Origin of the sequence: Spiroplasma sp. SV19 (genome assembly GCF_030060925.1) — a bacterium.
Taxonomy (GTDB): domain Bacteria; phylum Bacillota_I; class Bacilli_A; order Mycoplasmatales; family Mycoplasmataceae; genus Spiroplasma.
Window position 1 is genome coordinate 944,909 of sequence record NZ_CP045455.1, and the last position, 14,098, is coordinate 959,006.

Below are 14,098 nucleotides of genomic sequence, written 5' to 3' on the forward strand. Positions count from 1 at the left end.
ATTAACTCGACCTAAATTATACCTTATATTGGCTATAATTGTAAGGTTTATTTACCTAAATTTAATAATTTTAAATCCTCTGGATAAGTTATTTTAATATTTTGCTTTTCTCCTAGTATTGTATGAATCTTTGTTTTTTTAGCAAATAATTCAACTAAATAACTATCATCATAAATTATTTTGCTATTTTTGGTACGAAAATATTCTTCATAAACATTATATAATAATGTTGTTGTAAAGACTTGTGGTGTTTGAATTGTAAAATACTCATTCCGATTAATCGTTTCTTCAACAAGGTAGTTATTAACCTTTTTAAGTGCTTCTGTTATTGGCAACATTGGAATTAAAACTTCATAATTCTTTTTGCAAAAAGTTTGATTTAATTTATTAACAAGATTTAAACTAACAAAACAACGAACACCATCATGAATCATCACCATCTCATTTTTGATCTTATGATTAATTAAACAATGATAAATTGTATCAACTCGTTCACGACCACCCATTACAAAGTGAAGTCTATGATCTTGATAATTTTTCTTTCCTAAAAAATTTAATATTTTACCGTTAACTCCAACAATAATTTCCGTGCAAAAAGGATCACTTAAAAATAATGCTAATGTCTTTTCAATAACTGTATTAGTATCATTAATTTTATATAATAATTTATTCTCTTTTTGGTTAAACCGCGATGAATTCCCTCCCGCGACAATAATTACAGTATAATTTTTCATCTATAAAATATCAATTCCATTTTTTGCTGCATATTCTAAAAAATCATCACTTCAAACTGAAGCAATCACTTCACCAATATGTTGTTTCTCTAACAAAAACAAATCTAACTGTGATTTATAAAGACCGAACGATAAGGTTACTGGGAGTTCATCTGTTGCTACTTTTGCATCATATTCTGTTTTTAATTTAATTGTTTCTTTTGTTATAGCGAGCTGTTCTTTTAAAACATCACGGTTAACACTAGCAGCACAATAACCAAGACAAATTGCTTTTTCTAAAATAAAATCATAAACAAAAATTTTGGCATATAATTCTCAATTAAAAACATCTTGGGACTCACTAATCTCAATCGTATTATTAGTAATAATTTTTTTTAAACCATATAAAATTGTCGCCCCATGTTCTCGGGTATAACGATTTAAACGTTCTTGATGACTTAATAAGCGCATCGCTTTTTGCAATTCAGAATGGCTTGTTCAATTTAGTTTTTTACCAAATTTTTTATTTAATCGTGGAAATTTTAATAATAAAATATCTTCAACTTCAGTAATAATATTAATTACTTTATCAATTGTTTCTTGAATTTTTAATAATGTAATTTTTTTCTCATCTAATAATAAATCAAATCCAATTTCACTAAAAGTTACAGCCTGACTATTTGATTGTTTAATATCACGGCGAAGAACCATTGCTGTGGTTAAAATTCCTTCATTTTCATCTAATTCATAACGAACAATTGCACTTCTTCGTCATTTATTGTGCGATTGTAAAATTTCACCAACTAAATTACTTGGTGAAATATCAAAGTCAATTGGTCGTTCTGTCATTTGAAAGTCATCATTTAATCCTTTTTCCGCACTACTAATTAAAGGTGCATCAACTTTTAAAAGATTAAATTGAATAATAAGACGACGAACCAACTCACGTTTCACTAAACTAATTGCTTCTACTGTTTCTCGTAATGTTAAAATTGAACTATATCCAATTTGGATATCATATGCCATATAATCACCTATTTTCCTCTTGGCCGCATATGAGGGAATAATAAAACATCTTTGATTGAATCTTGTCCTGTTAATAACATAACTAAACGATCAATTCCAATTCCTAGACCACCTGTTGGTGGCATTCCATATTCCAATGCTTCAACAAAATCAATGTCCAATTCTTGTGCTTCATCATTACCGTTGTCACGTTCTGCTAACTGACTAACAAAACGATCATATTGTTCAACAGGGTTATTTAATTCTGAATAAGCATTAGCATACTCACGTCCTTTAATAAACAATTCAAAACGGTCAGTAAAACGCGAATCTGCTGCGTTTGTTTTTGCTAATGGTGAAACTTCAACGGGATGACCATAAATAAATGTTGGTTGTATTAATTTGTCTTCAATAAATTCTTCAAAAAATAAATTAATAATATGTCCAACTGAAGTATGAAATTTTTCAATTGAAACATTTTTTTCCTTAGCAATTTTTTTTGCTTCTTCAAAAGACATTGGTTTTCAAAAATCAACCCCCGCAATCTCTTTAATTGCATCAACCATATGTCAACGTTTCCATGGCTGTTTAAATGAAATTGTGACCCCATCATATTCTGTCTCATCTTTATTTAAAATGTTTTTTGCAATATAACAAATTGTATCTTCTGTTAGTTGCATCATAAAACTCATATCTTGGTAGGCAACATAAATTTCAACTGTTGTAAATTCGGGATTATGACGAGTATCCATTCCTTCGTTTCGAAATAAACGGCCAATTTCATAAACCCCTTCAAAACCACCAACAATTAATCGTTTTAATGGTAATTCAGTTGCTACTCGTAAATAAAAATTCATATCTAATGCATTGTGATGGGTAGTAAATGGTTTTGCTGCAGCACCACCATGAATTGGTTGCAGAACGGGTGTTTCAACTTCTAAATATCCTTTACTATTAAAAAAGGCACGCATTAAAGCAATGATTTTACTTCGTTTAATAAAAATATCTTTTGTTTCAGCTGACATAATTAAATCAACATAACGACGACGGTATTTTTCTTCAATATCTGTCATCCCATAGTATTTGTCTGGTAATGGGCGTAAAGCTTTTGACAATAAAACAAATTCTTTCACACGAACTGTTAATTCACCGGTGTTTGTTTTCATCATTACCCCACTAACACCAATAATATCACCTAAATCAAAGTCAACGAATTCTTGGTACTTTTCATCCCCAATTTCATCATTACGGATATAAATTTGAAAAATACCATCTTGATCTTGTAATGTTGCAAAAGTGGCTTTTCCTGCTTCACGAAATGTTTTAATTCGTCCAGCAATTTTTACTGTTGTTTTATCAGTAATTGCACTTAATTCTTCCTTTGACAAATTATTAAATTGTTCATTAACCTCTGCACTAGTGTGTGTGCGTTCAAATTTTGCAATTATAAAAGGATTATGGCCATCTTTAACTAACTTTTCTAATTTATCACGTCTAATTTGTTCTTGTTCTGTAAAATCACGTTTATCCATTTTAACTCTCCTTTTATTATTTACCAAAACTATTATTATTATAATAGTCAATATATTCATTAACAAGCGTTTTTAACTCAAATATTGTATTTATTTGTGTTGCTCGTGTTTTATAACTTGTTGCCTCTGGTTTTCCTTTAAAATAAAATGCTAAATTTTTCCGCATTTCACTCGCCGCAACACGTTCTCCTTTTAAATTTAATAATAATTCAGCATGACGGAAAATAATACTTTGTCATTCATCTAATGATGGCTGCTCAATTTTTTCCCCCGTATCAAGAAAATGTTGAATTTGCTTAAAAATTCACGGATTTCCTTGCGCACCTCGTGCTAACATAATTGCATCACAACCTGTCTCATCTAACATTCGTTTAGCATCTTCGCAACTAAAAACATCACCATTACCAATTACAGGAATACTAACACTTTCTTTTACCTTTTTAATTCAACTTCAATCAGCTTTTCCTGAATAAAATTGATTACGCGTGCGAGCATGTACTGCAATTGCTTTTGCTCCGGCCTGTTCACAATACTTTGCAATTTCAACACAATTAATATTTTCTTCATCTCAACCAATGCGAATTTTAACAGTTACTGGTTTACTAATATTTTCAACCACCGCTTTAACAACTTCATAAACACGACGGGGATGTTTTAGCAAAAATGAACCTGCCTGTGATTTAATTGCAATTTTGGGTGCTGGACAACCCATATTAATATCAATAATATCACAGTCACTATTTTGATCAACATATTTAGCTGCTTCAACAAATGTTTCAACATCAGTTCCAAAAATTTGCATTGAGATTGGGTGTTCTAATTTATTTACTTTAATCATTTGTAAAGTTCGTTCATTACGTTGTAAAACTGCTTTATCACTAACCATTTCTGCATAGACTAATCCTGCACCTAATTCATGACAAATAATTCGAAATGCCTCATTCGTAATTCCTGCCATTGGTGCTAAAAAAACTTGTCCTTTAATATCAATATTCCCTATTTTCATCTCTTTAATTCCTTCTTTAATTAATAGTCATTAGGTAAATCTTAATAAAAAAATATTATAAATTCAATAAAATAAAGTTATTTTTAATATTAATTAGTAATTTCTGTTACACGTCGTTTTTTAATTGAATTCATTGCCATAAATCATGATGTTAATAAAATAATAGTAATAATAACTAAAGCAATTAATGGTCCTTTAATATCAATTGGAATATTTAAAACAATTTTAAAGAGCTTGTAAATTAAAATTCCAAGTCCTTGCCAAATTAGGATTGAAGCAAACCACGCCATAATAAAGGCAACGACAACCCCAATAACATAACTACCCATTACAACAAAGTTAATCTTGCGATTATTATATCCAATTGCTTTCATTGTTAAAATAATTGGAATTAATTCATCAATAATAACCATTACTACAACTACTAATAAGATTAAAATAATTAATGCCACTAATAATTCAAACATTAACATTGAACTGTTCATTTTTGTTAACATATCATCAACTGAAGTTCGCAGAATATTTAATGGGAGAATACCAAAATCATTTCTTCCTGATCCCGCTTTTGTACTAATTAAAGTAGCAGTTACGGTTTTAGTATTAATGTTAAGTAATGCATCTCAAATTGATTGATTATGTTTCGCAGCAATTGCTAAATTATTCCCAATAAATTTTAAATTTTGAATTGATTTTGCCATGTTTTTTAAATCAATTTTACCCCGATACATTTTTTGCTGCGAATACAAACCATTGTAAACATTTTTCTCTGGCTGATTTGGATCAATTGTGTTTGCAATAAATAAATTATGCATTACATTGTCATAACTAGTATAAATATCGTCAGTAACAGTATTATTTTTAATAACCCCAACAACTTCAACTTCAACACTAGTTTTATTTGGTGTCTCTGTTTTTACTTTAAAAATATCACCAGTTTTATAATTAGCATTTCGTGCTAATTTGTAGGAAATTAATCCTTTAATTTTATTTGGCGTATTTGTTGGTTTAAAAATTTCAGCAACTTGTTGTTGGGAAATTCCGGTTCAATTTAAGGCATTATCATAATAACCTCCAACATTGCCATTATTATTAAGTCCTTTAATTGTCATCCCTGGTTCATCAAGATTACTATCTAAAATAACTGGTAATGAATAAAAAGTTGTTTCTTGGTTGGGATTGTATCAAAAATCATTAAAGGTTACAACTGAATTAGCACCATCATCCAGCATAATGGCGTTTAACATTAAACTCATTAAATTTGGATAAGTATTTGGGTCAAATTTATTTTGAGTAAAAGTATTGTTAACACTCATTACAGTAAAGATTGTTTTTAAATCTTTTAGATACAAGTATTGATTATTACCGTTTTGATCTTGAACGTCATAGCTTTGCAGTAAAGCAATATATTGTTGTCCTGCAGTTGGTGAAGTTGGATCAATTTTAGTAAAAGCCTCATGAAAGTTTGCTGCGGTCTGATTGGTTTTTGTAATATCACTAACATTATGATAAGTTTTAAATTTAAAATCATACTGTTGATATTCTTGGTCACTAATAACTAACTGACCATTTTTTTGACCATTACCATTAATTCGTGGAAAATTATTAAATGTTAACGTATGATCTAATTTGCTATTTAACATATTAAACATCCCACCAGTAATTGATTTGGCAACATCTGTTGCTCCTAACATTAAAATCAACAATAGTGATGAAAAGAAAAATAAAATAATTGTTAAAGCAAATTTCCCTTTATTTCGAGAAGTAAAGGCAAGTTGCAAACGCCAGGTAAATGCTTTACCGCGTTTTGACAATGATCGTGATATTATCCCAGCACGTACTGTTTTATGACCTTTTGCAACATTATTTACTAATGATAGAATTGGTTCTTTAATATATAAAAAGGTTGTAATATATGAAGCAATTGTAAAGAAGATGGGAACAATTACAAAGATTATTGTCATAAAACCTCATCCAGCATAAACCTTATCATAACTAATTGTTACCAGTGTTTCAAATTGACCATACATGTAAATTTGCAATGGAATGGAAAGTAAATATCCTAAAATTAAACCACCCATAATTGTTAATAGTGTTTTAATAGTAAAAATTCAAACCAACTCACTAGTCCGATATCCCAATGCTTTAAAAATTCCCAATTGTTTTCTTGTTTTGTTCATTTCTTTTTTCATTACAAAACTAATAAAAATAAATGCTAAAATAATCATTCCAATTCCTAGGATAGTATAAATTGTTGTTGTTACTTTCATTGAACTAATCTTTGAAACTGGTCCTAATGAATCATATGCCGTTAAAACCCCACTACTTGCTAAATAAACTGATTTATCGAAATTATTTTTTTGAGCAAAAGCATTTCGCAAAGTAACAAATGATGAATTATTTAAAAAATTAATTTTTTGGTTGATACCAAAATTAAAACTTTTTGGTTTATTTTGATTTAATCAAACATTTTGATACATTTTATTTAAGGTATTATCATTAACAAAAACAGCAGCATATTTAATGGGGTCCCCCATCATTGAAAAATAATCCGCTTGTGATAAAGTATCTACTTTTGTTCCAAAACCGCTAATAACTGGATTGTTTAATTCGGGAACTAATGTTCCTAAAACGTAAAAATTAATTTTATCATTTAAATGATAATTATTGTCCTTTGCAAATTTATCAGTAACAACAATTTTATTGTCCTGGGTTTTATTGTCTCCTTTTAACATAACTAAGTTATCAATTCATTTTCCTAAAGTGGGATTAATTTTTTTAGTTCCACTCGTAATATAATAATAACCATCTGGTGCAATTGCTGTTGGCGTTGCGTATGATTCATAATAAAATTCTAGATCAACTGATAAGGCAAGTTGATTTTGAAAGGTTTCTATAATTTTACTATTAACATAATACGAAGCATCATTATAATAATTTTTTACTGTGTCTTTAAAAATATCATTAAAAACTTCACTAGCTAATAATGTTTTCCCCCCATAACTAAGGTTAGTTGGTGTTTCTGTTCATCAAAAATAATTGTTTAAAATATTTTTCAAATCTTCTCCCCATGCTAATTGATTTTCAACATTGCCAATTGGATCATTATCTTTATTTTTTAAAGCATCATAACCAACTTGTGATAGAATTCCTAATTGATTTGGACCTTTAATTGGTGCCAAGTTATAAGCTGTTGACTCAGCAACAAAATAATTATAAGTAAACTCATTTTCAAATTTACTTGGTGAACTAATTAAACTATAATTTCAAGTATTTGCTTCTTGATTAATGCTTTTGTTTTTGCCCGATAATTGTAGCGGTGATGCTAAAATCCCAATTACTGCTAAAGATAAAATTGTTACAAATAAAATTAAGCCTAATGATTCAACTCATTGTTTAAGATAGGTTCTAATATAACTTTTTAAAACTTTTTTCATCTTTCTTCCTCTTTTCTTAAATTTTTATTAAAAAATAAGAAAAAATTAATTTCGTAAAGTTAGTTTTCAACCATTAATAATGATTTTTGTCTCCTTAATACTATTGTCATTTTGGGTTAATAACAATGACTCACATTTTTCATCAAGATTATATTCATCATTCAGATTAACTTTACTATTTTTATCATTAGTTAAATTATTAAGATAAATTAAAAAAAAGTCCATTGTATATGTTGTTGCTAACGTTTTTACAGTTGCTTGTTGCATTTTCAGTAGGAAAAAAAGTGTTTTTTCCATTTTATTAGTACTAATCTTTGCAATTACCTTCTGTAATAAATTTAATAAACATAACTTTATCATTAATAAAAAGATAAGCACAAAACATAATACTAAGATACTACGCAAAATATTAGTTAAAACATTAAATAAAATGAAATGTAAAAAATAATTAATAGTTTTTAATGATACTAAAAATGTTCATGGCGTTAGAATTAGAAATAAAATAATTAACAAAATTGTTTTTGCAATTAAAAAGAAAAAATTGTTTCGAGCTAAAATAGCAATAATTCATAAAATCCAAGTTGGAATAAAGAAATATCAAAAATATGTGTGCAATAAAAAAATCACGCTTTCAAATTTTATTTGTGCAAAAAAGAGACTGATATTAAGAAGACAAAACACAATGATAAAAATAATATGAAAAAAATAATTTACTTGGCTAACATTTTGGTTTTTATAATTATTAAATTTAAAAGCACGCTTGGAATTAATTAATACAGTAACTCCTGTGATAATTAAAAAAGAAGCAATGTAAAAAATATAATTACCAACATTATAATGGAAGGTATTATTTTCTGAAATTATTTTTTGATTAATACAATCTTGATAAATTCCCATTATTAGCACTGTTCCTTTCTTTTTTCTACTTTCAAACTATTTATATTTATTATAATAAAAAAATCTATAAAACGCTATTATTAACGTTTCATAGATTAAGACCAGTCAATTTCACTTGGTTTTTTGGGATTTGTATTTTTTTTAATTTGATCAATTAATCCATTTCGAACATGAATAACTGTATTTGCAATATCCGCAATATTTGGGTTATGAGTAACAATAATAACTGTTGTTTTATATTTTTTGTTAACATCAACTAAAATCTCAAGTACTTTTCGACCCATTTCTTCATCTAAAGCCCCCGTTGGTTCATCACCAAACAAAATATCTGGATTTTTTGCTAATGCTCTAGCAATTGAAACCCGCTGTTGTTGACCACCTGACATTTGGTGTGGATATTTGTTCATTTGTTCTTCCATCCCAATTGTCTCAAAAATATCTTTAATTGTCATATCTTTGTTCTTATTTTTACTTAGGTTTTCACCAACTTCTGCATTTTCTTTGGCAGTTAAATTAGTTAATAAGTTATATTGTTGAAAAATAAACCCAACATTATCTCTTCGGAATTTTGTTAAATCAACATCTTTTAATAAAGACAGATTATAACCAATAACAAAAACATCACCACTTGAAACTTTATCTAATCCTGAAATAATATTTAGTAATGTTGTTTTCCCTGACCCAGAAGGTCCTAAAATAACAATAAAGTCTCCTTTTTCTAATTTTAAATCAATTCCTTTTAAAACTGGTGTTTCAACTTCTCCTGTAATATATGATTTTTTAACATTTACTAGTTCAATAACATATTTACTTGTATCTGGTTCTATTCCGGTTGTAGAAATTACTTCCCCTTTTAAAATTCGTTTTGAATATAATTTAGTTTGTTTTTTTTGTTCTCTTAGTTTTTGTTTAAATTCTTTAACTGCAGTATAATCGATTTTCTCTTTTTTTTCTTTTGGTTCTTTTACTTTAGATTGCTTTCCTTTAGTCTTTGTTTCTTCTGTATTAGGTGTTTTTCCCATTTCAGCCATTTTGTTTTTTCCTCCCCTGGTAAATATCACATTACATTTTGCAATTAATTTTTATCATAGTAATATAATAACAAAATTATTTTAATTTTATCAACTTATTTATATTTATTAAAACTATTCTTTTAATAAACTTTTTAAATCAGCAGCTTTAATAGTATATTTTTTACGACAAAAGTCACATACAATTTCAACTTCACTATTTTTTTCTAAAATTTCATTTAATTGTTCATCACCTAATAATTTAGCTGATGCCAAAGCTTTTTCATATGAACAACTGCATTCAAATGTCACAGAATCAGTTTCTAATACTTTTGCATTTTCATCAATTAATTTAAAAATATTAGTTAAATCACTTTCGGCAATTAATTTATGACTAATACTTTCTAAATTGCCAACTTTTTCTTCTAAATAGTCAATATCTTCATCATTGTGTTCTGGTAATAATTGCGCATAAAAACCAATCGCTTTTGCAATTGTATTATCATCATTCATTTTAATTGAACAAGCAATAATCGATTTAATTTGTTCACTTTGTGCTAAATAATAAGTAAAATCTAAATTAATTTCTCCAGAAATCAATTCAATTTGCCCAGAAAAACTATCTTTCATTCCCAAGTCTTTCATCACTCGTAAATAACCATCAGTTCCTACGACTTGTGAGATCACGTTCTGGCTGCGATCAATTTGTTCAACATCAAATTGTGGATTTCCACAAAAGGCACGAACTTTATGACCAGTATATTCCGCCATAATTGTTCCGATTGGTCCATTTCCATTAATAATAGCTGTCATTTTATCAGTTGCATTTTTCATGTCACTACCAATTAAAATTGTTGCTAAGACAACTCTGGACAAAGCAATTGTTGCTAACGGATTAGTTTCATGTAATTTAATAATATTGTTTAGCGATTCAGTTGCATCCACAACAGTCATTTTTACATTGTGGGAATTACTAATTGCCTTAATTACTTTATCTTTATTCATTTTATCAAACTCCTTCATAATTCTGTTCACCCTGCAATTATAGTACAACTACTTTTAAAAGTAAAATAAAAAAGTAGGGGGTAATTTCCTACTCTTTGTTATCTGATTCTTTATTTTTTTCTTCTTCAGGATGATCTTTTTTGCGTTCTTTTGGTTTAACTTCTAATATTTCACCTTTTGCTTCTTTCTCCTTATGTTTAGCTGCTCGTTCTTTTTCCCCAATTACTTCATCTGGAACTTTATTATATTTATTGATGTATTCAATTTGTTCAGCAGTAATTGTTTCTAATATTTTTAAACTTTCAGCAATTAAATCTAATAAATCACGATTTTCTGAAATTAACGCCTTTGCTGTAACATAACAATCATCTAAAATTTTACGAACCTCAGTATCAATTTTTGCCGCAACATCTTCTGAATAACGTTTTGTTGCCCCCGTATATTCATCTTTTGGCGATTCAAACTGTACTAATCCCAGTGAACTCATTCCATACTCAGTAACCATATGACGAGCAATGTTTGTGGCTTTTTCTAAGTCATCGTGCGCTCCTGTTGTTATTTTTGTTTTTCCAAAAATAATTTCTTCTGAAGCACGTCCCCCTAAGTAACCAGTAATTGTTGCATATAAGTTTTCTTTACTATGGAACATTGTTTCCTCTTTTGGAGTCATAATTGTATATCCACCAGCTTGTCCCCGTGGAATAATTGTAACTTTTTGAACTTTGCTAGCTGCTTCTAATTTTAAACCAATTAATGCATGTCCTGCTTCATGATATGAAACAATATCTTTATCCATTACTGAATATTTACGTGATTCTTTTGCTGGTCCCCCAACAACACGATCAATCGCTTCATCAATAATATTAATTGTAATAATTTTTAAATTCTTACGAACACATAAAATTGCTGCTTCGTTTAACACGTTTTCTAATTGTGCTCCTGAAAAACCAGGCGTTCTTTCTGCAATTCGTCTAAAATCGACTTCTGTTGAAACAGCTTTATTGCGAGCATGTAATTTTAAAATTGCTTCACGTTCATTAATATCTGGTAATGAAATTTGAATTTGGCGGTCAAAACGACCAGGTCTTAACAACGCTGAATCTAAAACATCAACACGGTTTGTTGCTGCCATCACAATAACTCCAGTATTAGTACCAAAACCATCCATTTCAACTAATAATTGGTTTAATGTTTGTTCATTAGCACCACTCCCAATTGAAACGGTTCTTTTTCTCCCAACAGCATCAATTTCATCAATAAAGATAATACATGGTGCTGCTTTTTTTGCTGCAATAAACATTTCACGAATTCTTGAAGCACCAACTCCAACAAACATTTCCTCAAATTCAGAACCTGAAATCGAGAAGAATGGTACTCCCGCTTCTCCAGCAACAGCTTTTGCCAATAAGGTTTTCCCTGTTCCTGGTGGTCCTTCCATTAAGACTCCTTTTGGAGCACGAGCTCCCATACTTGAATATTTTTGTGGGTTTTTTAAGTAATCAACTAATTCCACTAATTCTGTTTTTTCTTCATTAATTCCAGCAACATCTGAAAACTTAACTGTTGATTGAATTTGACGAGCTTTATTTTTCCCCATTGAGAACGGATTTGCACCACCCATTCCACCAGACATTTTTGACAATCGCACAACCATAAAGACAGCAACTCCCATTAATAGTAACCAAGGAATTAACTGAATTAACATTGCTTGTCATACTGGTACAAATTCACGGTCAATTGAAACAAGACCACCTTTTAATTTAGTACCGAAGTTTTTATCTCAAGTATTTTGAGGTTCCCCTAGTGGATAAGAATAATTGTTAAATCCTTCGCGATTTCATTCTGAACTATAACGAACAGTTTTTGTAACACCATTTTCAACATACTTAATAACACCTGACATTACAACACTATTACCACCAACTTCAGCCTTAATAGTGATTTCATCAATATCTTTATTGTTATACTTTTGCGTATTACCGATTGTTCTCATATCACCTTCACTAATTTTTGAAACATCTGATCGTGTTCATAACACAATTGTTAAAATAATCAGACCAATAAAAATTAATGAACTTATAATCGCAAATCACATTCTTTTTTTATTCATAATCATTTCCTCTCCATTAAGACTTTGAAACCAATCTTTTTAAGTCATTTAGATAATGACCCAATTCTAAACTATTTTATCATAAAAAAAAATAAATTGTGTTTTTCCGGTCAAGTATTATTAATAAATTTATTAATCTTCAAATTAACCAAATTGTTGACATAAACAAGTTGTTTTTGAGCATCTACAATAAAATAACTTTTCCGAGCTAAAAGTGGCACCTTATTCTTAATGAACCATCTGTTTAAAGGTGTTTTGGCAAGAATTACTTTTTGTAAAAAAAGGACATCATTTGTAATTGTTAATGGAAATTGATTAGCTGTTATTTTAAAAACATAATTATTTTTTGTTCCTTGCGAAATTATCTTGTCTTTTCATTTAAGAGGAAAAAATGTTGCTGGGGTGATTTTAACAGTTGTGGGTTGTAGAATATTATTATTAATAATTTCAACATTATCGTATGATTTAACTAAAGAATAATCATTATTGACTTTAATAATAATATTAGGCTTGGAACTTTTTAGTTCTTTAATTATTTCATTTAAAAATTTTCTTTTTTATTACTAATTAACTGAACAAGATTATTCATCTTGAAATAATTAAAAATAATGATCTTTTGTAATTGACTATTATTAATAATATTAAAGTTAGCAACATTAATTTGCCCAAAATTATCAATTAAATAATTTTTGCCATTAATTTTAATTGTTCATTTTCATTATTTTTTCGATTAATTTCTAACAACATATCTTGCAAATTAATTTGTTGAATTTCATTGCGAATAATATTACGATTATAAATTCCTAAAATATTAGTTGAATCAATTGCATAATTAATTTGATTATGAAATAAATACTCAATAATTTCTTCTCTCGTTATTTTTAACATCACTCGAATTATTTTGACTTTAGAACCTAATAACTGCGAATGATAATAACTAATTTCATTTAAACCATAATGTTCAACAATTCCGTTGCGTTGTTTTTGGAGAATATATGTTTCAATATGATCAGTTAAATTATGGGCAATTAAGACACCCTGACAATGATGTTTTTTACTAATTTGCAAAAAGAAATCATAACGAATATCACGAGCAATATTTTGAAAATTATGCGAAATTGTTTGATACTGTTGATAATCAGCTGCTGTTACTTTTTTGACATAAACTTTAATATTTCGCTTTTTGCAATATTCAAGAACAATTTGTTCATCATGATCACTGTCTGCTCGTTTTTGATAATTTATTAAACAAACAATAAAATTATTAATATCTAATTCAGGATTGTGATAAATATTGTCAAGTAAAAACATACTATCTGGTCCTCCCGATACCCCAATAACATATTTTTCATTACGATTTAAAAGTTTATCATCCATTTTAATCAC

At 28.4% G+C, this 14,098-nt stretch carries 10 protein-coding genes; all 10 read right to left on the bottom strand.

Features of this window, described 5'->3' with window-relative positions:
- Positions 1 to 47 precede the first annotated feature (47 nt).
- Complete coding sequence (locus tag E7Y35_RS04605; RefSeq protein WP_283271819.1) at positions 48 to 734, bottom strand: IspD/TarI family cytidylyltransferase; 687 nt, start codon at positions 732 to 734, stop codon at positions 48 to 50.
- The gene (locus E7Y35_RS04610) at positions 735 to 1,739 is read right to left on the bottom strand and encodes a class-II aminoacyl-tRNA synthetase family protein (protein WP_283271820.1); all 1,005 of its coding nucleotides are present in this window, start codon (positions 1,737 to 1,739) and stop codon (positions 735 to 737) included.
- Between the two features lie 8 nt (positions 1,740 to 1,747).
- Complete coding sequence (gene lysS, locus E7Y35_RS04615; RefSeq protein WP_283271821.1) at positions 1,748 to 3,250, bottom strand: lysine--tRNA ligase; 1,503 nt, start codon at positions 3,248 to 3,250, stop codon at positions 1,748 to 1,750.
- 16 nt (positions 3,251 to 3,266) lie between these two features.
- A complete protein-coding gene (gene dusB, locus E7Y35_RS04620) occupies positions 3,267 to 4,256 on the bottom strand; it encodes a tRNA dihydrouridine synthase DusB (RefSeq protein WP_283271822.1) in 990 nt (329 codons plus the stop codon).
- A gap of 89 nt (positions 4,257 to 4,345) precedes the next feature.
- Positions 4,346 to 7,690 carry an FtsX-like permease family protein gene (locus E7Y35_RS04625; protein WP_283271823.1) on the bottom strand — a complete coding sequence of 1,115 codons (3,345 nt, stop codon included), beginning with the start codon at positions 7,688 to 7,690 and terminating at the stop codon, positions 4,346 to 4,348.
- Between the two features lie 45 nt (positions 7,691 to 7,735).
- Positions 7,736 to 8,587, bottom strand: a complete 852-nt coding sequence (locus tag E7Y35_RS04630) for a hypothetical protein (RefSeq protein ID WP_283271824.1) — start codon at positions 8,585 to 8,587, stop codon at positions 7,736 to 7,738.
- A 95-nt stretch (positions 8,588 to 8,682) separates the two neighbouring features.
- Entirely contained in the window at positions 8,683 to 9,618 is a 936-nt protein-coding gene (locus E7Y35_RS04635; RefSeq protein WP_283271825.1) for an ABC transporter ATP-binding protein, read from the bottom strand.
- A 114-nt stretch (positions 9,619 to 9,732) separates the two neighbouring features.
- The gene (locus E7Y35_RS04640) at positions 9,733 to 10,602 is read right to left on the bottom strand and encodes an Hsp33 family molecular chaperone HslO (protein WP_283271826.1); all 870 of its coding nucleotides are present in this window, start codon (positions 10,600 to 10,602) and stop codon (positions 9,733 to 9,735) included.
- A gap of 88 nt (positions 10,603 to 10,690) precedes the next feature.
- Positions 10,691 to 12,712, bottom strand: coding sequence for an ATP-dependent zinc metalloprotease FtsH (gene ftsH / locus E7Y35_RS04645; protein WP_283271827.1), 2,022 nt, complete (start codon positions 12,710 to 12,712; stop codon positions 10,691 to 10,693).
- Positions 12,713 to 13,390: 678 nt separating this feature from the next.
- Positions 13,391 to 14,089, bottom strand: coding sequence for a tRNA lysidine(34) synthetase TilS (gene tilS, locus E7Y35_RS04650; RefSeq protein WP_283271828.1), 699 nt, complete (start codon positions 14,087 to 14,089; stop codon positions 13,391 to 13,393).
- Positions 14,090 to 14,098: the final 9 nt, after the last annotated feature.